We start from the raw sequence: 25,319 nt of genomic DNA, 5'->3' as shown, positions 1-25,319 counted from the left end.
AAATTACCTAAGTTCAGTACAAAAGTGTTGTATGTTTGCCAATACGATAGAAAATTATAATGATTTTACTCAACTTAATTTTCTACCGTCTTTTAATTAAGTGTCTGTGTAAAATAAACGATTCACAATTCATCACTCACAACTCCTACTTAAAGTACTACAACAGAGTTTTCGTCATAAGAAACACCAGTTGGAACGAATTTATCTGCTTCTTCATCATTCAACCAAAGGTCATTATCAACTAAATAACGGAATGCAAATTCTTTACCTACTTCTAATTCAACAGATGCTTTAAATGTACCATCTTTTTGTTTTTTAAAAGCTGTTGGATTCCATTCGTTAAAATCACCTAATAAACTTACTTTTTTTGCACCATTTACAGTTTCTGCAGGAAGAACAAAAGTTACTTTACAAACTGGTTTACTTTTAGAATACTGTTTCGTTAAAGCCATAATCGTAATTGGGTTTTAAGATTAATATTTTTATTTTATGAAATAATTCAGGTCGATACTTTGATGTTATTATTACCAAAGTTAACACAAATATTCAAAAAAATATTTTATAATATCCTAACTACCAAATGATTAAATTAAGATAAAGTTGAAATAATCATACTTTAACAAAGCTTTTTACTAAAACAATTTTTATTTTATTATAAGGATAAGCCCTTGGTTTATTGGTCAAGCTGGAAAACAATTGGTAACGTAAACTTTACAGTAACATTTCTACCCGATTGTTTCCCCGGATTCCAGCGTGGCATAAGTTTTATTACTCTCTGGGCTTCTTCATCACATCCAAACCCTAAGCCTTTCAGAATATCAATGTTTGAAATGTTTCCATCTTTACCAACCACAAACTGTACATATACTTTACCACCAATGCCAGCATCTGAGGCATTTCGAGGATAGCGTAGGTTTTTCTGAAGGAATTTAGCCAAGGCAGCGTTTCCACCAGCAAATTCAGGCATTGTTTCTACTGAAATAAATGTTGTCTCTATTTCGGCTTTTACTTCTACAGGTGCTGATCCTTCGCCAGTTTTAAATTTGTCAGGGTCATCTACGGGTATTTCACCTATTTCTCCATCTTGTGTTACTGAGCTAATCTGAGCATTTGTATTATTAAGTGTCTCTTGGTCAGGGGGCAATTCTGTTGCTTTATCGTCTTCTACGATTACAGGTGGGACAAAAGTAATCGTTTTGTGAGCAACTGGTTTTTCGGGTGGAGGAAGCACCTGTTCTGGCTCAATAGGGATATCTTTAGGTGGTTCTGAAATTTGAACCATTATTGGAGCTACAGTTATTTCTCTTTTATCATGAAGCTTAATATTTGCTAAAATCATAGGAGCAGCTACCGCTAAGCAAAATATACCAATACCAATCCCAAGTGCAATTTTGATGGATTTTTGGTATCCAGTGCGTAAAAGGTAAGCACCATAGGCTTTGTTGCGGTTTTGGAAAACAATGTCTTCCAATGTTTCATCTTCTTCGTGTAATACTATTTTATTTTCCATGATTGTTTTTGTTTGGATGTTAAAACTAATTTTTTAGTTGATTTGATTTTTTAAAAACCTCAATGCCACATTGAGGTTTTAAGTACTTATAATTACGAAATGAATATTTTTTGTTGTCAGCAATGACTTATAAAATCTGTTTATAGATTATTGCTGATAATGCCTAATAAAGTCTTTTATTTACTTCTTTTTTGAGGTTATTATTATCACACCATTTTTCCCTTTGTCACCATATTTTTCAGTAGCGGTTTTATCTTTCAAGACGTCTATTTTCTCTATAGTATTAGGGTCAATATCATTAATTACTGGTATTTCTAATCCATCTAAAATATAGAGTGGTGCAGGCTTACCTGTAAATAAATTTTCTTCTCCCTTAGCTAATGAAATAGCTATACCATTCGTTTTTCCTTTCAACTGAATAGTACCTTGTCCTTTATTAGATAATGTAATAGTAGGATTTTCATATTTGCTATTTAATGCAAAATGGATTGGAACAGTAAAACGACTATTTACTTTTTGTCCTTGATGTTCACCCGCTTCCCACTTTGGAACACTTCTTAAAACCCTAACAGCTTCTTCATCCATGCCATAACCAGCACTTTTAAGGACACTAAAATTAGAAGTAGTACCATCTTGATTCACGATAAACGATACATATACCTTGCCTGTTGCATTCGCTTTTCTGGCAGCTTCAGGGTATTTTAAATTAGTTTGAAGATATTTTACAAAAGCCTCCATACCACCTGGATATTCCGCTTGTATATCAACTGCTGAGAAAACCTGATTGGTATCTCTTTTCGATTCTTTACTTTCTTTTAGCTCTTTTGCCAAAGTAGGACTGATGATTAAAGCATCTGAAACATCAATACCAGACTCTAACAATACTTGTTTGGCAGATTTTGATGGGGGAGTATCGAGTTTGATTTTTTCAATCTCTTTTAAATCCTGCTTGCTTACTTCAGCAATTTTATCATCAATCTTAGTAATAGATTTATGAGCTAAAGTAGCTGATGAAACCACTATCATTGCCATAAATAATGGTGCTGTCAAACCGTATTTTAATAATGCTGTACTAGTCGAACGTTGTTTTTGTAACATATCAATGCGTAGTTTTAGAAGTGAATTATTGAAAAAATTATTAGTTAAAGGAATGGCTTGAACACCAAATTGTTCTTGAAAAAGTAACATAGCATAATCAGCTTTGGAGGCTTCATGGCGACTAGCTACTTCGTCGGCTATAAACTCATGTATTTGTTTTATTGAACTTTTGTAGAGATACACAATAGGGTTGAACCAGTTGAAAATAGCAATGAGTTCAAACAACATAATGTCGGCAGAATGTAATTGTCGGATATGAACAAACTCATGTTTCATAATAGTAGAGCGATTTTTCAACTCTCTGCTAACAAATACTACATTAAAAAAAGAGAAAGCTCTTTGATTTTTATCCCCATCAATCTTTCTTTTCATCATTTTGCCTAAGTATGCTAAGTTCCCTCCGAAGCGACAAATGCCCAAAATAATACCTATGATATAAGAGAAAGCAAGCATGTCACCCACTGTTAAGCTACCTTTTGACATCTTTTGAGTAGGAATATAAAAGACCTCTGGCGAATAAAATGTACTAAAGGTTTGTGATACTTGCTCAGTAACGAACCAGCTCCTTACCCATTCTGACTGCATCAATGGTACGAAAAATGCTAACGCTGCCGATGCCACCAAGTAGCCTCGATTAAGGTTAAAAAATGTCTCTGTCTTTAATAATAATCGATAGAAACCGTAAAAAAGTATTAAATACAGATTTACTTGAAGGAGATAGCTTAGCCAATTCATAGCGATACAAGTTTGGTTTTCGGATAGCTTAATGATTAAAGAGATTGTTGTAATTATTTAATACTCAATAGTTTTTCGTCTTCAGGTGTAATATTAACGATGGCATATCGTCTATTATTAGTAATTTTCATTTCATCTAATAAGTCAATCATGTTTCGATATTTTGCCTTGTTGGTAGACTTTATCACTACCGTGAAATTGTCTCCAATCTTGCGTTTATAATCAAATAATACTTGTCTGATTCCTCGGTCAGAGAAATCGGTGCTTCTAACTTTTGGATCACAAGCTAGGCCTTGATAATAGAAAACCTTATTTTGGTCATCTAGCACAACTGTCAAAGACTCAGAACAACGAATATCGGATTTAACACGACTGTCTTCAGGCATAGCTAGCTCCATCACTACAGGCTTTGCTAGCGTAGTGGTTAACATAAAAAAAGTAATGAGTAGAAAACCTAAATCTACCATTGGAGTCATATCAATCTTGGTCGATAATTTATGACTTCTCTTTTTAGAACCATTGTTTTCGGGTGCAGCTATTTCAGCCATCGTATTAATTGTGTTTTGATTGATAGAACATTAATTTTCAAAAGTTAAAATATAAGGTGTAGAATTATCATGTTTTTGTTTTATCATACTTATCAACTAATTGTGGTAGAACTGGATATGTTTAATATTTAATAGATGTACCTTAAAAACTTACTCAATGACCCTGACTTAAAGCTTTTACTGCCCTTCTTCTTTCATTTTGTTAATCATACTCAAAATTTCATCGGCATCTTTTACATCAATTTTCCCTTTTTTAGAAAAGAATGAAAACAAACTAGAAAACGAGTTTTCAAAATAACCTTCTACTAATTTTTCAGTGGCAAACGAGCTATAACTTTCTTTGCTAATAATTGGAAAATACTCGTGTGATTTACCATAAGAGTTATGACTAACAAACCCTTTTTCTTGTAAAATTCTAATAATGGTCGATACCGTATTATAAGCTGGTTTAGGTTCTGGCAACTCATCCAAAACGTCTTTAACAAAACCTTTTTCTATCTGCCAAAGTACTTGCATAATTTGTTCTTCAGCTTTGGTTAATTCTCTTTCTACTGATTGCATTTTTTCTATGAATTTATTTATGATAGATACCTCTTTGAATTCTTGATATAAATATAAAACTAATTTTTTAGTTTACAAACTATTTTCTTAGTTTTTGTTAATTTTTTTTTAGCGAATGTAAAAAAGAAGCCACTTTAGACAGGAAGGACTTCACCAACTTTTAAAATTTTCAGTGTTTTATTAATTTGTCCTTCGCTTTCCAATTGCGTTAAAATCTTTTCTGGTTCTGATAGGGGCTCATCAGCTTGGTCGAAAGTGCCATAATGAAATGGAACCATTATTTTGGCTTTAGTTTCGTTAAATGCCTGCACGGCATGCTCAGGGTCTTGATGGTTTGGCGACATAAACCAGCGTGGCGAATAAGCACCCGCGCCAACCATGGCTACATTGATGCTAGGAAACAAGGTAGCTACTTCTTTAAAATGACTTCCATACCCTGAATCTCCACCAAAATAAATAGTCTTATCATTACTTTTTATTACAAATGCTCCCCAAAGTCTCTTATTAGCATCGCCTAAAGAACGATTTGACCAATGTCTTGAAGGCAAGAAATAAAAGGCTAAGTCATCATGGGTTTGATATTGCTGATACCAGCCAGCCTCTTGGATTTCGTTATTAGGCATCCACTTGCTAAGTAAAGAAGTCATTTTCAGTCCCGTCAAAACAATTGCTTTAGGGTTTTGGCTTTGTAATAACTTCAAACTACTTTTATCGCAATGGTCGTAATGGGCATGAGAAACTAAAATATAGTCAATATTGGTAAGCTTTTCAGGAGAAATAGGTAATTCAGAATGGCGTTTTGTAGCAGGTATTTTACCAAGTACTGGGTCAATCAAGATTTGCTTGCCATTCAACCGAATAAAAAACGAAGCATGACCAAGCCATACAATCATATCTTTGGTGTCCTTCAAAAAAGCATCATCTTTTATAACAGGTAATCGCCAAGTATCTTCTTTTTTAAATTGTTTCTGTGGATTCTTAGTGGTCATCCATTTAAAGACACTCCCAAATTTAGGCAGAAAAGGAAATTCATGGTTCATAAACCGTCCTTCATCGTCGACTGGAGTGCCTTCCCAAGAGTTCAGAATAGTTTTTAAATTAGGATTATTTGTACGAGTTTTCATGACTTGTGTTTTTTCAACTTGTGTAAAAAGAATACCCCCGCCAGATTTTGACATCGTAGCGAGGGTAAAAATTTTATGAATGAACTTTCTGCGTTTCATACTTTTCTTCGAAATTCAAGCATAGCCTAAGGCTTATTGCTTGATGCTTAAAGCAATGTATTAATAATCATAATCCAATCCTAATGTATTTTTTAATTCATTAAGGGCAGGGTTTTTATCTGCCAAAAATCTAAACTTATCTGCTTGAGTATAAATCAACGTTTTGTTTTCTACCTCAGCCACTACAACTTCCAGATGAATTGTAGTATTGTTGAGAATCTTTCTAAGGTGATTAAGGATTTCTGTTCGTAAAGTAGTCGTTAATAAATCTACTTGAATATCATTATCTACTTCTATATGAATGGTTGTTCCTTTTAGCGTGAAAGGTCTGTTTAAAATTACGAATTCGCTAAAACGCTCTTTTTCTTCTAAATGCTTAACCAAGGCATCCCATGCTGTTTGTAATTCTTCAAACGAAAAGGCCTTATTTTGCTGAATAGAAGCAGGCTGAGCGATTGTATTGATAGGTTCTTGAGCTACATTAACAGGTTTACCTAGTGTAGCTGTACTTCTTAATTTACCAATTGGTGGAGCGATAGTTGGGGTTTGGGGAATACTTACTGGGTTTGAAGTTTGCACATTGGTGTTTGCAACAACTTCATTTGCCTTAGTTTCGTTTTCCTTACTCCCTAAATCCTTTCCCAGGCCTTCGCCCTCCGTAGCTGGTAAGGTGGCTAAGTTCAATACTTTTGAAATATTGGCTAGTTTCAATAAGCAAATTTCAACATGTAGCTTTTGATTTTTAGCCGCTTTATAGTTTAAATCACAAGCAGACCCGATGCTTAGAGCTGATGCTAAAAACGAATAAGGAGCTATGGCCGACTGTGCCAAATACTTGGCTTGTACTGATTCAGAAACTTGTAATAATCTGACTGTAACGGGGTCTTTGCAGACCAATAGATTACGGAAATGTTCTAGTAAACCTACAGTAAACTGATGACCATCAAAACCTTTTTTCAATATTTCGTCAAAAAGTAAGAATGACTCCGAGATATTACTATTTAACAAAGCCTCCGTCATTCTGAAATAGTAATCATAATCCAGAATATGCAAATTATCCAGTACTTCCGAATATCTTAAAATGTTATCTTTTGAAAAAGTAACATTCAAATCAAACATCGAAAGAGCATCTCTTAAACCTCCATCTGCTTTTTGGGCAATTAATTCCAGAGCATCATTATCAGCTTCTATGCCTTCTTGCACAGCAATTTTAGATAAATGCTGTGTCATGTCATGAATTTGAATTCTATTGAAATCAAATATCTGACAACGTGAAAGAATCGTCGGTAATATTTTATGCTTTTCGGTTGTAGCTAAAATAAAAATAGCATATGATGGCGGTTCTTCTAATGTTTTCAAAAATGCATTGAATGCACTCGTTGAAAGCATATGGACCTCATCGATGATATAAATCTTGTATTTACCAGATTGCGGAGGGTAACGCACTTGATCAATCAAACTACGGATGTCATCAACAGAATTGTTTGAGGCTGCATCTAGTTCATGAATATTAAAAGAGGCATTGTTCTGAAATGAACGACATGATTCGCATTCGCCACAGGCTTCTGCTTCTTCGCTAAGGTTCTGGCAGTTAATAGTTTTAGCTAAAATTCTGGCACAAGTAGTTTTTCCTACTCCACGAGGACCACAAAACAAAAAAGCTTGAGCTAAGTGGTTGGTACGGATAGCATTTTTGAGCGTAGTGGTAATGTGCGACTGACCAACGACGGAATCAAATAATTGCGGGCGATATTTTCGGGCTGAAACGACAAAGTTTTCCATATACAAATGTAAGTACAAGCGTACGATATTTCAAATAGGAATAAGAGGATGTCGATTTTATGGATTTAGTTTTAGTATAGAATACTGATGGTTATGCCTACAAGTCATGCCATCAGTAAATAAAAAAGCCCAGCAAAGTTGATTTTGCTGAGCTTTTGAAAATAAAATTATTAGAATTATCTAGCTCCGAAAAACTTAGTAACTGAGATGCCAATTACATTATTTTTTGTAGTTGAGCTATTATTATCAACAATATTTACTAGACCCAATGAGTAATTAGCACTAATTGTTAATCCATCAATTATTTCATAGCCTGCAGTGAAATTTAAACCATAGTCTAAACGTTTCATACCACCCTCTTCTACTTTTATATCTTGTGATACTTCTAGATTATTAGTTTTATCAGTTATAGTAGTTTTGCCACCTAATGCATACCCCAAATATGGACCACCTCCAATTGTTAAATAATCTATCACTTCATATACTACATTTACAGGAAGCTCAAGGTAACTATAAGTAACTTTTTGAGATATCGTTGAAGTCATATCTATACTAGCTCCTTTTCGAGAAAATAACAAATTAGGTTCAAGATATAATCTATCAGCCAATTGAGCTTCTAATACAACTCCTACATGAAAAGATATGACTGGCTTTGAATCAGTGGAAGTACCTCTAATGGTAACGGAACCATTAGCCAAATTACCACCACCTTTGATACCGAAACGAATTTGAGCTTTAGTGGCGTAAGAGAAAGCGATTAAGCTTAGGATGAGTAGAAACTTTTTGTTCATTTTTTTCATTAGTGTAAGTTATTTAAATTATGGTGTTATAAAATATTTTAATACGGTACAAAGGTAAAGGAGAAAAAATAATCAACAAAAAAATATTGAAAAAAGAAAATAAATATATTTTTATAAATTATTGATAATCAGTTATTTGTTTTGTTTGTTTTTTATTATACGGTAACTCAATCAAAAAACTTCTTTACCAAAATATCAAAAACTTCTATCAGAATCAAGATGATTACAATCCACTCTAATCGCGTACTTTCTCGGTTCTGTAGTAAATCGGTGAAGAGCTTTAGGTTTTCCTGAACAATCTTTAGTTTGTAGTCAATATCTTGATAACGCATCTTTAAATCAAGGTTTCTTTTTAACCCCTTGTCTATACGTTCTAAGTCTTCGTTTTCCCACACTATATCTGGTGCATCAAAAATGTAAAGATTATCGATAATACTATTCTTAATGTTGAGGGTTCTGCCGATAAATTTTAGTAAGTCTTTTTTTGAATGACTGAACGTTCCAGTTTGCTCAAGTTCGTCAGTAAATTTCTGAGAATCCTGAAAGATTTCTAACGTCAAAAATTCATAATAATCTAAGGCCACCGACTGCCCGATATTAAGCATTACAATTCTAATAGAATCTTCTGTAATTTCGGGAATAGTAATAGAATTATGACGAAGAATAAGGGCTGTTTGAGCCTCCATTTGAAGGTGAAAGTTTTCTTCAAACTTTGTAGTGACAAGGTCTTCGGCAAAGGTTTTTACAAATTTCAGAAACGCACTTTTCTCTAAATCATTAAATCCGCCAAATACAACCACACCATAACTCAGTAAGTAGCAGTATTTATTTTCTTCTTGTTTATAAAAAAGTTCAGAATTATTAAACAACAAAGGTTCGTTGGTATATTCGTTTCTAAACTTTTTTAAATTGATTACTTCTGATACTTGGTAGGCTTCAATTTTCATAATGATAACGAGAGGGGATGGACGAGCCACCCCTTTATTTATTTTCTTCGAAATGCCAATTTATATACACACTACCATCTTACTTGCCCGTCCCCTGTAATCACCCATTTCTCAGTTACTAATTTTTCTAAAGCAAATGGACCACGTGCATGTAATTTCTGAGTTGAGATTCCGATTTCAGCACCCAAGCCAAACTGTCCGCCGTCTGTAAAACGGGTAGATGCATTGGTATAAACCGCAGCAGCATCTACTTCAGTCGTGAATTGTTCTGCCAATCCTTCATTAGTAGTGAGAATAGCCTCTGAATGACGGGTAGAATGTTTACGGATATGTTCCAAAGCCTCCTCAATGTTTTTTACAGTTTTGATAGAGCATTTGAAATCAGTAAATTCTTTACCAAAATCATCCTCTTGGGCTTTTTGCAAATAAGGATAATTGCTTTTTGACAATACTTCGAACGATACTTCATCTGCAAAAATTTCTACCTCAGCTTTGGCAAAATCTTGAACAATTAAAGGCAAGAATGTAGGAGCAATGGTTTCATCAACAATGATGGTTTCCAGTGAATTACAAACCGATGGTCTTGATATTTTAGCATTGGCTACAATTTCTTTCGCTTTTGTTAAATCAGCCGAGCTTTCTACATAAGTATGACAAACACCTGCGCCTGTTTCAATAGTAGGTACTAACGAGTTTTTACGAACAAACTGAATCAAAGATGCCGAACCTCTTGGAATAATTAAATCCACAAAACGAGTAGCTGTCAATAATTCTTTTACCAATTCTCTGTCGGTTGGTAAGAGCGTAATACAAGCAGGATTGACACTAAATTCTTGTAAAACCTGATGAATCAAGCTCAATAAGTACGAATTGGTATCAAAAGCATCCGAACCGCCACGCAAAACTACTGCATTTCCAGAACGAATACACAGTGCCGTTACATCAACTGTTACATTAGGGCGTGCTTCATAAATAATTCCGATTACGCCCATCGGAACAGCTATTTTTTTGATTTTTAAACCGTTATCTAACGTTTTTTCTAGTAAAGTTGCACCTGAAGGGTCGGGGAGTACCGCTATTTCTCTAATGCTTTCTGCCAACGCTTCAATACGACTTTCATTTAATACCAGTCGATCATACTTAGGGTCAGATAAATCCATACGGATTAAATCTTTCAAATTTTCAGCGATGATTTGAGCTTTGTTTTCTAATAAAACCACTGCCAAACGCTCCAGAATTGCTTTTTTCTTTTCATCCGTCAAACGTCTCATTTCTCCAGATGCCGCATGGGTTTTCTCTAAAAGAGGAATGATTGTTTTTGGAAGGGCTAAAGTTTCAAGTTCCATTGTTTTTCTGATTAACAAAATTCAGTGTAAAGTTCGCAAAGTTTTTAGAATGTATTTAGATTTTTTGTAATATCGTTTGAACAAAGCCCAATATATTCATGGAAATCACGAAGAAATATACAAACGGTGAAGTAACCGTGGTTTGGCAACCTTCAAAATGTATTCATTCTACTATTTGCTTCAAAAGCCTGCCTACTGTTTTTAATCCTAGGAAACGTCCGTGGGTAACGCTAGAAAATGAGGATACTAATACGATTGTTGAACAAGTAAAAGCTTGTCCATCTAGTGCTTTAAGCTATTTTATGAATGATGAAGGTAAACAAGAAGAAAACCAATCTACAGCAACTACGTTAGTAGAAGTACTCCCAAATGGGCCATTATTGGTTTATGGAAACTTAACCGTAAAAGATAACGAGGGCAATGAATCCATGAAAAGCCAAACAACAGCCTTTTGTCGTTGTGGAGGGTCGAGCAATAAGCCTTATTGTGATGGCACACATGTGAAAATTACTTTTGAAGGATAGGTAAAGCAATAGGAGGGCTCAATTTGATGTATTCTCTTTTAAAGAAAGGAAAAATAAATTTTCATGAATCATGCTAGAACAAAACGAAGCTAGGATATTTCTTGCAGAAAAAAGAGGACTTACGATTGGAACAAATTCCAGAAGATTTCATACGTTCAATGATGAGTCGTATGCTGAGAAAAGTAGCATTCCTTTTGGAAACTTAAAAGTATTGAATGAAGAAGTACTTGGGGCTGAGCAGACTCATTTTATATTTTTTCTCAAAGAAAACTCAATCTTAATCCTTCTTCCTATTGTTGGAGGATTGGCTATTAGAGGTAATGAAGAAACAGAATACATTGTTGCTGGGCAAATAGCGGTGCTTACAAGAAAAATTGGTGATGTTGTTGTCCTTGAAAACCCTTATGCTGATAAATCAGTAAACTTTTTACAGATACAACTAAGCATCAATAATATTGATTCACTAACTGGTACTGACGATATTATTAATCTTTCACTTGAAAACAACAATCAATTATTAAATTTTGGGCCTGCCAATATTCCAATGGCTATTGGTCAATATGATGGACGCAATGAGGGTGTTTATCAATTAAAAACTCCTGAAAATGGCTTGTTTGCTTTCGTAATCGAAGGAGCTTTTGAAGTACAAAACAGGCTTTTAGAAAAGAAAGACGGACTAGCTTTATGGGCACTTGCCGCTAATGCTGAGATAGAATTTGAGGCTCTTTCAAACAATGCAATTATCTTATTTATTGAAGTGCAATTAAATTAATTTTAAAGCCAGCCAATAAAGCTTTCTTAAATGGTGTATTCTGTGATGAACCCCCTTAAATGTTGATCAAATGAAAAGAATAGATTTTTTAAGAAAAAGCTTTGGCTCTTTAGGTGCTGTAGCGATAGCCGTTCCTTTAATAACAGCCTGTAAAGAAGATGATATAGTTGCTAATACAACTACCACAACTACAGGTGGAAGCGTAGATACTACTATTACACCATCAAGCTGTTCAGTTACAAATGCTGAAACAGAAGGCCCTTTTCCTACAAAGTCTCCTGCTACATTAATTACTAAAGACATTACTTCTGATAGAACAGGTACCCCGCTTACTATCAATATTATTATCAGAAATGTAAACAATAGTTGTAATATTTTAGCCAACGCTATTACAGATATTTGGCATTGTGATGCCGCAGGTGAATATTCAGAATACGGAGGAACTGGTATGCAAAAAACTAATTATACTTCTGTACATTTTTTAAGAGGAAGACAAACTACTGATAGTACAGGTGTGGCTAGTTTCAAGAGTATCTATCCGGGGTGGTACTCTGGAAGAGCGCCGCATATCCATGTCCATGTATATAATGCATCGGGTACTTCTTTATTGGTTACACAAATTGCATTTCCTGAGAATGTGAGTGCCGTAGTCTATGCCCAAGGCGTTTATGCTAGTCATGGACAAGCTGATACTAAAAATGCTACAGATAATATTTTTGTAGATGGTATTGCTAATGAAATGTCAACAGTAACGGGAAGTGTAGCCGAGGGATATGTATTGGTTCATACGATTTATGTAAAGGCTTAGGCAATTAACTATTCATATTCATGAAAGAGGTTTTGGATGATACTTTCCAGACCTCTTTTTAAATTATATCAAATAATGCCACAAGGACAAGTAAGGTTTGCTTTTAGGATAGTTATTAATCAACATTCGCGCACAGCATGGGAGAAATATATTTGGGAGAGTACCTATCAAGAATTTTTGATGCAATCTCAGCTTTATAATAATAAGAACGAGCCACTCCTTACCTTCAAAGAAATACTCAGCAAAGACGAAAATGCTGAAAAGCTACATTTTTTGATAAGCATGGCAGCGCATCCCTATATCCTACAATGGAAGGGTAAAATATATCACTTGGCTGATAACCTTGGTAACAACTTTATGCCCTTCAATAATTACCAAATGGATATTATCGATTCTAATATTAAAGATATCAAGGCACATGAAATAGGCATAACGTTTTATACTCCTTTGGTTTCTTTAATTGATATTTGGGATGGTCATTATTTGATTTCTTTGGATGAAAATCTTCAAAATCTTAGCGAAGGACTTTCTACCATGTTGTTTAAATTGCAACCTCGTTTATCCGTCACTTTTTATAAGCCGAGTTGAAAGTAGCTGTTTATTTTTTCAACAATTTTACTCTTTCAACAGGAATGCCATCTAATAGATAATTCAATATATAAGTGCCAGCAGAAAGGTTTTCTAGGTTTGCCGATACCTGATAAGTATTGCTTGTCTGTATTTCATCTACTACAGTTTTTATCATTTTCCCGTTGATGTCATACAAAATAATTGAAACATTCCCTTTCTTAAATACCTGATAATCAATCATCGTTTGGCTCTCTATCGGATTGGGGAATACCCTAATAGGTTTTTCTTTTTCTACAATATCTTCATTGCCTAATGTTAAGGCAAATGTTTGGAATTGGGTATCTAGCCACAATGTCCGTATTCTAATCCATTCTTTTAACCAATTGACTTCATCCTGATAAGTAGAACCTACGTAATAATTGGGCCATACATATTTACCCAAAACATTAGGCCATTTATTGAAATTCCTTTTCATGGCTGGCTCTAAGCCAATGGCAGTAGAATCAATCCATTTATTAATGTTTTCTGTTTTGAAGGTAGTTTTACGAAGTGCTTCCCAGCGTTTTACTGTTCTGGTTTTGAAGATAGAATCCTGAGCTAATTGTTGCCACCAGAAGGGTGCAGGATAAAGGTCATTTTTAGGAATCGAAATGTCATTGATTTTATATTGCCACCCCGTAGACTTATAACCATCATAATAGTCAGCATTGCCAAAGGCTAGATTATAGTCCCACGCAGGTCCCATTTTCAATTTACCGCCTTTTGTAATTTTTTCTTTATAAAAAAAGGTACTTAGTCTGTATCCATCTACGTTTTTGACAAATTCAGTAATCAAGAAATAGTCGATAAAAGTATCTAAATCGCACATTTCACGCCATTTTGCTTCTGGACTCTTAAAATCTGGTGCTAGCAAAGCTGCTTCAAAATCATTGACATACTTTTGGATGTAGTCAAATTGAGGTTGGCTAATATCCGTATATTTTGGATATTCTACCTGAAAGAATGTTTTGTAGTTACCAAAAGGGGTAGTAGTATTGTTTGTCCAGTTTTTAGAAGGAGAGCCAGATGTTTTATCTATTTTCAAAATATAACCACCCGTTACATCGTCGCCAGTATTATCGGTTGTTTTTAAACTAGAAATATCAACCCGACTTTTATCTCTTTTGATTTTTTCCATCAAAATATACAAACCTTGATAGTCATTATTCAAAAGCATTTCACAGTAGCGAGTGCGTGTAGCATATCGCCCCATTTTATTGACTAAGTCATACGTCAACACATCACGCATCAACGTCTTATCATTATAAGTGGCATTAAGCACCCAATCTGATTCTTCGGGAAAATTGAGAAAACTAATTTTACGACTTTTACCAGTGGTATCCGCCCATGTTTCAAAGCCATAAGGCTTTTTAGGGAAAAGGTCTTTTGAAGAAGACCCCCTCAGTTCTATACCAATAAGTCCGTTGTAAATATTAGGCAAATCATTGATGCTATTTTGCGAACCTTTGTCATTATGAATTAGCTCCATCGTAGCTAATATTTTGGGTTCGTCAACAATATTTCTTCCTTTAGTATTGACTTTTAAAATAGGAAGATTTGAAGTCGTCAAAATTTGACTATTTCCTGAATAGAAACTAAACGATAATAAAACAGATAATACACAAATTGACTTATTCATATAAACTTTAGGATATTTTAAAAATCATATCCCAAAGTTATATAAGAAATTGGACTTTGTATCTCTTTATTGTCTAGCCCCCAGCCCAAGTCATACTTTACAAAATATCCTAGTATGGTAGTTCTAGCACCTACGCCATAGCCCACCAAGAATGGATTACGAAAATCCGTTACTGTCGCTTGAAATGGGTTGGTTGAAGGCCCCTTTACTACGGTATTAAAGCCATTTCTTCTAGAGAATGGACTAGCACCCGTCCAAGCAGAACCCACATCAGTAAAGCCTGTTAATTGAAGGTTTTTGAAGAAATTATTATAAATCGGGCCACTGTATAAATATTTAGCAATCGGTAATCTTACCTCTAAATTAAATAATAAGTGACTTGTTCCTGATAACTTGTTTACATTAAAGCCACGCAAAGAGGTAGCATAATCTAATAAAAATATATCTTTATTATCAATTTGTGGTTCTTTAGTATTGGCTGTTAAAGGATTAAAAGGGTTTTTAGTATCACCACTTCTATCTTGATACTGAATACCAAGCCAGTTATCCATACCTCCCATTACAGTTTGTTTTGGAGAATTTCCGAAAGAATGTCCTCCCGACAATCTTCCAGCGATGATAGTACCTTTTCCTAGTTTTAGATAATGACGTAAATCAAGATAGATTCTATTATACCCATCCATCGAATTGGTTAGACCAGTATAATGTTCAATTCTGGCTCTGAACCTAGTTCCTTCTAACATATTTACGCCATGACTGATGGTATTGTCGTAAACAAGTTCAATTTTACCTCCTAGATAAGAAGAAAAACCATCTGGTGTAGTCAAATCTACCAAATTCAAAAACCTATTTGCGGTAAATGAAGGTGTTGCAGTAATGCGTGTATTCGTATTAATTGGATAAGAAGCCGCTACTGAAACTCTATTAAAATGATATTTATTGATAGTCGATGATGTCTCTTCTGAAATTGAACGACGGTCAAATCTTATACTATAATCTATTCTATTAGCTAAATACGAATATTCGCCCCATAAATCAGAGTTTTTCAAATTTGGCGTAATAAATATCCCTCCTTGAAGATGATGGTTTTCAAGCAAGTCGTTCATATTAATCGTTCCTTTCAGCCCAAAACCTCTTTGTGGAAGCGGGTCAACCATAAAATCAAGGTCAGTATTATTGACCACAAAAGGGTTGTTATAATCTGTCGGAGGTTTTATTTTAATGTTTTCTTTACGACTCTGCTTCGCTAAGATTATCTTTTCAACCTTGTTTCTTTTGTCATTCTTCGGCGCATCAGTACCATTTTGTCCTGAATTTTTTGAAATAGAAGTAATATCAAACGTATAATCGTTTGTATCTATTTCTCCTTTATCAAGTATTAATTTTGGCGTTTTAACAGTAGTATTTGCTGTTTCAGCAGTAGGTGCAGATGATAGTGTAGTTGGTTTTACAGGATTATACGCCGCCTGATTAATGCCATAAAGCCTCACATTTCTAAGCGTATATGGAACATTAGTTTTAGGACTAAAATCAGCTTGTGCTTGATAGGCAATAATATCCTGGTTTTTTTCTAAAAATTTGTAAATCAGACTATTAGTGCTGGCTGTATAGTCGAAGTCCTCAATATCATTTCTGAAATTACTTACTTGTGTTACAGTAGAGTCTCCAGCAGTTAAGCGATAAATGTTTTTGATACCACGTTCATCACTTAAGAAATACACCGTACTTCCGTCTGATACGATAGGTCTGGTAATAGTTCCTAGTGAATCAACCAAACGCTTTACCGTTTCTTGCTTTGGTTTGCCTTCGTGTAAGAATAAATTAAAATGATTATTTACTTGCTTGTAAGTTCCTTTATCAACATCTAAAGAATCTTTGAGTCTGTTTGAGGTAAAAATAATTTTACCCGCACTGCCTACAAATTGTGGGCTTAAATCATCATATAAATCATTCGTTAATTGCTGTACTTTCCCCCTCGCAATGTCATAAAGAAACAAATCGTTTTGTCCTTTACTGATGGCACTAAGTACTACAGTATTACCATTGTCAGAAATATCAAAATCTTGAACTTGGTCAAAATCACTCAATACTTTTCGGGTAAAAAACTTACCTGTCAAATCTTTATCCGTAATATCAGTAAATACACTCAGCACTACGTCTCCTTGATTCTCATAAATAACAGCCAACGAACCACCTTTAGTCCATGAAAGCAAAGGCGTATTATAATCTACAGATTGTTTAAGTGTTTTATAGCCAGCCGTAAGCAACAAGGCTTTCTTTTTAGTTTTTACATCTAGGATTTCAATGCTCGATTTGCCCAGTTCATTTCTTGAATAAGCAATAAAAGCACCATCTGGACTTATTTTGAACTTGCTGATTTTATCAAAACTATTGAATTTACTTTCGTCTATTTTTAAATCGTATTTCAGCGCCTGATAGTTGCTATTATTGATAGCATCATTCATTACTGAATAATATTCACGCCAATCTTTCAAGAACCTAGAAAAAGGAACACCAATAGTACTAGAAATAGACGTTTGTTCATTCCTGATGATTCTGGTTAAGTTCAGGATATTAGCAATATTATCTTTTCCATATTTTTCAGCAATATAATTCCAGATAGACTGTCCAACTAGTTCAGCCTCTCTGCCACTCGCTAAGTTGGGTCTTTTTAAATATTTGTTGTTAATAGCATCACGCATATAAGTGTCTACTTCGGTATTCCAACCTTCAGAAATATAGGCTGTAATACCACTCATATACCATTCAGGCACACTAAGCAACAACGAGTTCTGTAAAGACTCTTTGATACTCCCGCCATATAACATATCATGCACAAAAACATGGGCTACTTCTTTGGTAATATGCTTTTTGAAGCTCTCAGCATTGCCAGAATACGCAATTTCGATTCTCGATTTTGCTAAATTTTCCTCACGAATTTCTCTTTCGCTTGAAAGATTTAGCCCCACATTGCTTTGATTGAGGTCTTGTGTGGCATTATATACAAAAATCTTAGTTTTTGTAAATGGCGAATAGCCTAGAATTTCAGTAATTCTATCGAATTCTGATTCAGCCAATTGAACGGCCAAAGTAGCGGTTTGCTGCCCCCCTTCGTAAAAATAAATTTCAAAATTTTGCGAAGCCAATACCTTCCATTTGAACGGACGGTATTGAATACGGTTTTTACCGAAAGGTTCTTGTGTAGGTAAAAAATTCTGAGCTAATGAACAAAAAGTAGTCAGAATAAATATTATTGGTAATAGTTTTCTCATTGTTTTAGGACGAAGTTAAAGGGCGTTTCTTCGTATATTAACCATTGCTATATAGAAAATGGGAAGTGCATTTTAAGCCAATTCCCTAATGAACAACGAATAAGCAATCACGAATTCCCAGCTCTTAAATATAACGAAGTAAAACGATTTATATTGACTTCCGGAGAAAGTTCTTTTCCAAAGAGTAAAAATTCTATAAATTGGGTAGCAAAATAGGGCGCAAGTGACACGCCTTTTGACCCTAAACCGTTAAAAATCCCTATTTCTTTAAGCTCTGGATGCATTCCTATGAATGGGCGACGGTCTTTAGTAGCAGGGCGTACACCAGCCAAATGACCAATTACTTCTAAATCTGGTTTCATTAATTTATGGTACTTCATTAACAAATCTTCTTTACCTTGATGTGTTGGTATAAAATCAAGTTCGTGCCAGCTATAAGTTGCTCCGAGCCTAAACGTATTGTTGGATAAAGGAACCACAAAAGCTCCTTGATTAATGATGGTATCTAAACTGATATCTTCAATGGTTACCTCTAACACTTCTCCTTTTACAGGATTAAAAGGGAGATAACTAAAATAAGGATTTAATCTCGCTTGAAAGCCTTCACAAAAAATAGTCTTACAATCATTAGATAACGCACTTTCAGGATTAAAGTTTTCTTGAAAAAGGATACCCTTTTGTTTAAAAAACGCTCTGAAAGCATCTAATAATATTTTTAAATCTACCCAGCCAGAGTGTTTGGTCGTTACTCCTCCCAACTGACTATTGACAAGGTCTTGGTAGGCGATGTTTTCAAATTCAATAGTAGCAAAATCAGCGAAATTCTCAGGTACTTTATCACTCTTAAAATATTCTTGTACTTCTTCGTTAGGAAATGGGCGATAAATGGGAACTTGATGAAAAAACTTTACTTGTAAAACATCTTCTAATTCAAGATAAAAGTGTTCAAGAAAGGGAAATAATTCATCGGCCATCCAAGTTTTAACTAGTTTTCTACCAGTAACAGGATTGAAAATACCAGCGGCCACCCTTGATGAAGAAGGAATTTCGGGTGCATCAAAAATCTGCACTTTTTTCCCTCTTTGAAGAAGTAAGTAAGCTAATAAAGAGCCTGCCAGACCTTGTCCAACAATTATAAAATCTGTTTCAGCGGATTCTTTACTCATAAGATATATTAGTATTGAGCGGGCAATATAATTAAAGCCTTTCCAATACGTTTTGGTGTAATTGTAATACAAAATCCACTTGTTCTTCCAATGTCATAAAAGAAGTATCCATCAATACAGCGTCCTCCGCTTGTACCAACGGCCCTTCGGTACGGGTAGAATCCAGAATATCTCTTTTCTTTAAATTATCAATGATTTCATCTAAATCAACCAATTCTCCTTTATCAAGCAATTCTTTTTGTCTTCTTTCAGCACGAATCACAGGGTCGGCTGTCATGAACACTTTCACCTCCGCATCAGGAAATACCTTAGTGCCAATGTCTCTGCCATCCATTACTACACCACGGTGCTTCGCCATTTGTTGTTGTTGAGCCACCATTGCTTTTCTTACTAAAGTAATAGCACTAGTCTCTGACACCATTTCAGAAATATACATTTTCCTGATTTCATCTTCAACATTCAGGCCATTCAGATAAACATCACTTGCTCCTCGATGTTCATTAAATTGAAAACTAATATGAATTTCAGCAAGTGCCTTTTCTACTTCTTTTGGATTAGTTAACGTAACATGATTTTCATGAAAATAAAGACTAACTGCACGGTACATTGCCCCTGTATCAATAAAAGCATACCCTAATTTAGCAGCAACTCGTTTTGCAGTGGTACTTTTCCCACAGCTCGAATGCCCATCAAGAGCAATAATAACTTTTTTCATTGAAAGATAATTTTGAGGATAAAACAATAAAATGATAATATAAATAGCTTTATTCGCTAGAAAAATTCAATAGAACAACATTTAAATATAAACAAAGATACTTAAATGGGCAGTACAGATAGCTTCTGAATGTTTAAATATATAGATTAAAATTTCGAATAAAACTCATTTTAAGTTAAACAATTGACTTTCAAAAAAATATAAATCATGCAAGTAAAAGGAAATATCATCAACATTTTTGATAAAACAATAAAATATGGAAGTATAGAAGTGCAAAATGGCAACATTAGTAAAATAGAAATACTAGGAGAAAACATCGAGCATAACTCACCTTACATTTTGCCAGGTTTTGTAGATGCTCATGTTCATGTAGAAAGCTCGATGCTTACACCCGTACAGTTTGCTCGTTTGGCAGTAGTACACGGAACAGTTTCAACCGTTTCAGACCCACATGAAATTGGCAACGTGTTGGGCAAAGCAGGCGTAGAATACATGATTCACAATGCTAGACAAACTCCCTTCAAATTTTGTTTTGGCGCACCTCCTTGTGTGCCTGCAACAGTTTTTGAAACAGCAGGCGCCACCATCACACCAGCCGATATTGAAGAACTCTTTCAACAATATGAAGAAATAGGCTACTTAGCTGAAGTAATGAACTTCCCCGGAGTATTGAATGGGGATGCTGATATGCTAGCTAAAATTGCCTTGGCAAAAACCTACAATAAGCCCGTAGATGGGCATGCTCCAGGGTTGAAGGGCGAATCTGCCAAGAAATACATTGAAGCTGGTTGCCAGACAGACCATGAGTGCTTTACGGCAGACGAAGCCTTGGACAAGCTAAAGTATGGCATGAAAATATTAATAAGAGAAGGCTCTGCAGCTAAAAACTTTGATGCTTTAATTGAGCTATTGCCTGAATATTATAATGAACTAATGTTTTGCTCGGATGATAAACATCCTGACAATTTGGTAGAAGGACACATTAATCTACTTGTGTTAAGAGCCTTGGAAAAATTCCCCTCATTATTATTTGAAATTTTGCAAGTGGCATGTGTGAACCCCGTAAAGCATTACAATTTACCAGTGGGCTTACTACAAGAAGGCGATACTGCCGATTTTGTGGTAGTAGAAAACCTAGCGAATTTTAAGGTACTAGCAACTTACATTTCTGGCGAAATTGTTGCAGAAAATGGTTTTTCGAAGATTCCTAATTTGCCTAGTGACATTGTAAATCACTTTGATTGTAATTTTAAAACAATTGAACAATTTCAAGTAACGGCTGAAACGGAAACTATTAAAGTAATAGAAGTATTGGATGGTCAATTGATTACTTTGAAGTCTGAACACCCAGCTATGGTTAAAGGCGATATGGTTGTGTCAGATTTAACAAATGACATTTTAAAAATTACGGTTGTTAATCGTTATCATGATGCCCCTCCAGCCGTTGGATTTATCAAGAATTTTGGATTAAAACAAGGTGCAATAGGATCTTCTGTGGCTCATGACTCTCATAATATTATCGTAGTAGGAACAGATGATGAGTCGATTGTAACAGTAGTAAATATGCTTATTGAAACACAGGGTGGAGTAGCCGCAATTGATGAAAATAAAGTCAAAATGTTACTTAAATTGCCGATAGCGGGCATTATGACAGGCGAAGATGGTTATTTGGTTGCCAAAGAATATTCTGCGATTGACAAATTTGCAAAAGATTTAGGATGTACATTGAATTCACCCTTTATGAGTCTATCGTTTATGGCACTTTTAGTGATACCTAATATTAAATTATCAGACATTGGATTATTCGATGGAGAAAATTTTTCACTAACTAGCTTGTTTATTGAAAAATTTAACTAATTTTAACATTGTAATAAACTCGTAAAGGTTATTACATCATCAACCAAAACTAAAAAAACTATTTCTCTTTGCTTCTTTTAAGGAACAGAACCTCATTATTATGGTCTTTTCCAAGCATTTCTTTGTTTTTTTAGCTATTATTTAAAATCACCCCTTTGTGGGGTTGCTGAAGTTTGATTACAATCTTTTTGTAATATTTCTATTTTTTAATCAACCAAAACTAATCAAAGAAATGAGAAAATTTCTACTCATTACCTCCGTGTTTCTGTTGGCTTTAATCGGGCAAACCTATGCTCAAGATAGGCTAATCACAGGAAAAGTGACAGCAACAGAAGATGGTTCTCCGTTACCAGGAGTAAGCATTACTGTCAAAGGGACTTCAAGAGGTACTACTACAAATGCTGAAGGTGTTTTTAAAATCAGTGTAAGTAATACATCATCTCTAACTTTCTCTTTCATCGGTTTCGACTCAAAGACAGTTGCAGTAGGTACTCAAACTACGCTTAATGTTTCTCTTGGTGCAAATACTTCACAACTTCAAGAAGTAGTTGTTACGGCCCTTGGGGTTACTCGCCAAAAAGAATCTTTGGGTTATAGTACAACAAGTGTGAAAGGTGGAGAGCTTAATCAAGCTAAAGCAGTATCTGTTGCAAGTGCTTTACAAGGTAAAGTATCAGGTCTTCAAATCAATACTGTTAACAACGGTGTTAACCCTTCAAACCGTGTTGTTTTACGTGGTAACCGTTCATTGTTAGGTAACAACGAGGCGCTTATCGTAGTAGATGGTACAGTTGCTCCTTCTGATGTTTTAAATTATTTAAACCCAAATGATATTGATGATGTAACTGTATTGAAAGGTGCAAACGCTGCTGCTCTTTATGGTTCTGATGCATCAAATGGTGCTTTAATTATTACTACAAAGAAAGGTTCTGCTGGAGCTCCAAAAATTTCAGTATCAAACACTACTTTCATTGAGGATATTAGCTTTATGCCTAAGTTACAAGAAAGATTTGGTAGTGGTACTGAATCTTATAGCCGTACTTATATCCCTTTCGAAAACCAATCTTATGGTCCAGAATATACTTCAGGTTCAGTATTTGTTAGTCCAGGTGGTACACAACCAGGTACAGGTGTTGACTTAGGTATGCCTTTAGAAGATGGAACAATCCAAAAAACTCCTTATTCTTACAAAAAAGATTCAAAATTGAAATCTTATGATAAAGGTGTTACCACTCAAAGTGCGGTATCTCTTTCAGTAGGTGATAAATCAAGTACTTTCTTTATTTCTGCTCAACAAAACAATACTAAAGCGATTGTTCCGGGTGATGTAAAGAATCAAACTACTATCCGTACAAATGCTTCGCATGAATATGGTAAGTTTAAAGGTGCTTTCAACATTGGTTATACTACTAATACGATTGATTTCACTACTTCTGATTTTTATAACAATATCTTAAATACAGGTGGACAAGTACCACTTGATCAATATAGAAATTGGAGAGATTTTAAAAATGCAGATGGTTCATTAAACTATGCTAATCCAAATAACTATTATAATGCTTATTTCTACTCACCATTTTTCTTCAAAGATGTAAACCGTAGAAAAGAAGTTAACACTAACTTAACAGGTAACGTTGAACTTGCTTATAAAGCTACTTCTTGGTTAAGTTTCTTAGGTCGTGTTGGTATTACTAAAAAAGACTATAATGGTAAAGCATACCAAGAGAAATTCAAATATAGTGCTTATGCAAAAAGCGTAGCAGATTTCTCTGAAGCTCAGAATGACTTAAATGGTAATGCATTTGACTATAATTCAAGTGAGACACGTTTAAGCTCTGACTTCTTCTTAACAGTAGACAAAAAAGTTGGTAAATTTGCTGGAGTATTTATTGCTGGTATCAATAATAAAGAAATGACTGTTAAAAACGTAAGTACAACAGCCAATTCATTAGTTGTTCCAGGTTTATATAACGTAGGTAACCGTATCGGAGAAGCTGGTGCAGGTGAAAGTGATTTCAAAAGCCGTTTATTTGGTGCTTATGGTGACTTATCTATTACTTACAATAATTTCCTTTCAGTTCACGTTTCAGGTCGTAACGACTGGTCTTCATTATTGAGCAAACAAAACCGTTCATTCTTCTACCCAGGTGCTGACGTTTCTTTAGTATTAACAGAAGCAATTCCTTCAATGAAAGAATTAACATTCTTGAATTTTGCTAAAATTAGAGGAGCTGCAACTAAAGTGGGTGGTATTAATGTTGGGCCTTATGCGCTTCAAACAACATTTGGTACAGGTAACTTCCCTTATGGTAGCTTAGCTGGTTATTCAGTAGGTAATACATTACCTGACCCTAACTTAACGCCAGAATTTACAACTTCATACGAAATTGGTGGAGAGTTTGGTTTCTTGAATAACAGAGTGAACTTAGAAGTAGCTTATTATACTCAGAAGACTACAGGTCAGACGGTTACAATCTCTACTTCACAAGCTACAGGTTATAATGGAGCTTTGATTAATGCTGGAACAATGGAAAATACAGGTTTTGAATTAGATTTGAAAACTACTCCTATTAAACTGGCAAATGGTTTCAAATGGGATTTCAACATCAACTTTAGCCAAGTAGATAATAAAGTGCTTGAGTTGTATCAAGGTATTAATGAACTTAACTTGTCTAACTATTATGGTTTAACTACTGATGCTGCTTTAGGACAAGTATTTGCAACAGTTGGAGAACAATATCCGTTAATTAAAGCAATTGCTTATAAGCGTGACCCTCAAGGTCGTGTTATTGTTAACTCTGAAACAGGTTATCCATCAGTTGCTACTGGTTTGAAAACTATTGGTCAGGCTAACCCTAAATACAGATTAGGTTTAACAACAAGCTTGAGATTTAAAGGATTTGGATTTAATGCAGTTGCTGAATATCGTGGTGGAAACTATGTGTATCATGGTTTAGCAAGTACTATGTGGTTTACAGGAGTTGCTGATGCTACTGCAGCTTACGGTCGTGAACGTTTTGTATTCCCTAATTCTGTAATTCAAAATGCTGATGGTTCATATACGCCAAATACAACTGTAACAGTAAAAGATGGTGGTTTAGGTGTATGGGATAGTAACCTTCGTCGTTATGGTGAAAACTTCGTAACAAGTGCTGCTTTCTGGAAACTTCGTGAAATTGCTTTGACGTATGATGTACCTAAGAAAGTTTTATCAAGTACTAAATTTATTAAAAGTGCTTCAGTTGGTTTAGTAGGTCGTAACTTAATTACTTTACTTCCTAAAGAAAACGTTTATACTGATCCAGAATTTGCTAATACAACTTCTAATGCAGTTGGTTTGAATAACACAGGACAGACGCCTCCAACTCGTACTTATGGTTTTACTGTTAATTTAGGATTCTAAATCA

20 protein-coding genes are annotated in these 25,319 nt (G+C 34.7%); 6 read left to right on the top strand and 14 right to left on the bottom strand.

Annotation, left to right across the window (positions count from 1 at the left end):
• Positions 1-149: 149 nt before the first annotated feature.
• From AC1RNE_RS07725 to AC1RNE_RS07680, 10 genes are all read right to left on the bottom strand, one after another.
• Positions 150-452, bottom strand: coding sequence for an isoamylase early set domain-containing protein (locus tag AC1RNE_RS07725; RefSeq protein WP_492800442.1), 303 nt, complete (start codon positions 450-452; stop codon positions 150-152).
• 221 nt (positions 453-673) lie between these two features.
• Positions 674-1,510, bottom strand: coding sequence for an energy transducer TonB (locus AC1RNE_RS07720; RefSeq protein ID WP_492800441.1), 837 nt, complete (start codon positions 1,508-1,510; stop codon positions 674-676).
• A 180-nt stretch (positions 1,511-1,690) separates the two neighbouring features.
• Complete coding sequence (locus AC1RNE_RS07715) at positions 1,691-3,343, bottom strand: TonB family protein (protein ID WP_492800440.1); 1,653 nt, start codon at positions 3,341-3,343, stop codon at positions 1,691-1,693.
• Positions 3,344-3,396: 53 nt separating this feature from the next.
• The gene (locus AC1RNE_RS07710; protein ID WP_492800439.1) at positions 3,397-3,891 is read right to left on the bottom strand and encodes an ExbD/TolR family protein; all 495 of its coding nucleotides are present in this window, start codon (positions 3,889-3,891) and stop codon (positions 3,397-3,399) included.
• Positions 3,892-4,068: 177 nt separating this feature from the next.
• The gene (locus AC1RNE_RS07705; protein WP_309913847.1) at positions 4,069-4,452 is read right to left on the bottom strand and encodes a BlaI/MecI/CopY family transcriptional regulator; all 384 of its coding nucleotides are present in this window, start codon (positions 4,450-4,452) and stop codon (positions 4,069-4,071) included.
• 134 nt (positions 4,453-4,586) lie between these two features.
• Positions 4,587-5,675: an MBL fold metallo-hydrolase gene (locus tag AC1RNE_RS07700; protein ID WP_492800438.1), complete on the bottom strand. Its 1,089-nt coding sequence runs from the start codon at positions 5,673-5,675 to the stop codon at positions 4,587-4,589.
• Positions 5,676-5,735: 60 nt separating this feature from the next.
• Positions 5,736-7,457 (bottom strand): DNA polymerase III subunit gamma/tau, encoded by a 1,722-nt coding sequence (locus AC1RNE_RS07695; RefSeq protein WP_492800437.1) that lies wholly within the window; start codon positions 7,455-7,457, stop codon positions 5,736-5,738.
• A gap of 176 nt (positions 7,458-7,633) precedes the next feature.
• Positions 7,634-8,257, bottom strand: a complete 624-nt coding sequence (locus AC1RNE_RS07690) for a porin family protein (protein ID WP_492800436.1) — start codon at positions 8,255-8,257, stop codon at positions 7,634-7,636.
• A 167-nt stretch (positions 8,258-8,424) separates the two neighbouring features.
• Positions 8,425-9,204: an RMD1 family protein gene (locus AC1RNE_RS07685; protein ID WP_492800435.1), complete on the bottom strand. Its 780-nt coding sequence runs from the start codon at positions 9,202-9,204 to the stop codon at positions 8,425-8,427.
• A 71-nt stretch (positions 9,205-9,275) separates the two neighbouring features.
• Positions 9,276-10,550, bottom strand: a complete 1,275-nt coding sequence (locus AC1RNE_RS07680; protein WP_492800434.1) for a glutamate-5-semialdehyde dehydrogenase — start codon at positions 10,548-10,550, stop codon at positions 9,276-9,278.
• 98 nt (positions 10,551-10,648) lie between these two features.
• Between AC1RNE_RS07680 and AC1RNE_RS07675 the strand changes: the two genes are divergently transcribed.
• The 4 genes from AC1RNE_RS07675 to AC1RNE_RS07660 all read left to right on the top strand — a co-directional run bounded on the left by AC1RNE_RS07675 (position 10,649) and on the right by AC1RNE_RS07660 (position 13,242).
• Entirely contained in the window at positions 10,649-11,074 is a 426-nt protein-coding gene (locus tag AC1RNE_RS07675; RefSeq protein ID WP_492800433.1) for a (4Fe-4S)-binding protein, read from the top strand.
• A gap of 70 nt (positions 11,075-11,144) precedes the next feature.
• Positions 11,145-11,846 carry a pirin family protein gene (locus AC1RNE_RS07670; protein ID WP_492800432.1) on the top strand — a complete coding sequence of 234 codons (702 nt, stop codon included), beginning with the start codon at positions 11,145-11,147 and terminating at the stop codon, positions 11,844-11,846.
• Positions 11,847-11,916: 70 nt separating this feature from the next.
• The gene (locus AC1RNE_RS07665) at positions 11,917-12,654 is read left to right on the top strand and encodes a dioxygenase family protein (RefSeq protein ID WP_492800431.1); all 738 of its coding nucleotides are present in this window, start codon (positions 11,917-11,919) and stop codon (positions 12,652-12,654) included.
• Between the two features lie 75 nt (positions 12,655-12,729).
• A complete protein-coding gene (locus AC1RNE_RS07660; RefSeq protein WP_492800430.1) occupies positions 12,730-13,242 on the top strand; it encodes a hypothetical protein in 513 nt (170 codons plus the stop codon).
• Positions 13,243-13,252: 10 nt separating this feature from the next.
• Here AC1RNE_RS07660 and AC1RNE_RS07655 read toward each other — a convergent pair whose 3' ends face one another.
• From AC1RNE_RS07655 to cmk, 4 genes are all read right to left on the bottom strand, one after another.
• On the bottom strand, positions 13,253-14,902 hold the full coding sequence (locus AC1RNE_RS07655; RefSeq protein ID WP_492800429.1) for a CotH kinase family protein: 1,650 nt from the start codon (positions 14,900-14,902) through the stop codon (positions 13,253-13,255).
• 17 nt (positions 14,903-14,919) lie between these two features.
• On the bottom strand, positions 14,920-18,174 hold the full coding sequence (locus AC1RNE_RS07650; protein ID WP_492800428.1) for a hypothetical protein: 3,255 nt from the start codon (positions 18,172-18,174) through the stop codon (positions 14,920-14,922).
• Between the two features lie 107 nt (positions 18,175-18,281).
• Positions 18,282-19,340, bottom strand: coding sequence for an NAD(P)/FAD-dependent oxidoreductase (locus tag AC1RNE_RS07645; protein WP_492800427.1), 1,059 nt, complete (start codon positions 19,338-19,340; stop codon positions 18,282-18,284).
• Positions 19,341-19,371: 31 nt separating this feature from the next.
• Complete coding sequence (cmk, locus tag AC1RNE_RS07640) at positions 19,372-20,055, bottom strand: (d)CMP kinase (protein WP_492800426.1); 684 nt, start codon at positions 20,053-20,055, stop codon at positions 19,372-19,374.
• A gap of 207 nt (positions 20,056-20,262) precedes the next feature.
• Here cmk and ade point away from each other — a divergent pair, with 207 nt between their 5' ends.
• Both ade and AC1RNE_RS07630 read left to right on the top strand, forming a co-directional pair.
• Entirely contained in the window at positions 20,263-21,912 is a 1,650-nt protein-coding gene (ade, locus tag AC1RNE_RS07635; RefSeq protein WP_492800425.1) for an adenine deaminase, read from the top strand.
• Between the two features lie 232 nt (positions 21,913-22,144).
• Positions 22,145-25,315: a SusC/RagA family TonB-linked outer membrane protein gene (locus tag AC1RNE_RS07630; RefSeq protein ID WP_492800424.1), complete on the top strand. Its 3,171-nt coding sequence runs from the start codon at positions 22,145-22,147 to the stop codon at positions 25,313-25,315.
• Positions 25,316-25,319 lie beyond the last annotated feature (4 nt).

Source organism: Arcicella sp. GW822-FHT02H01, from assembly GCF_058802005.1.
This window is presented reverse-complemented; position numbering and strand designations above follow the sequence as displayed.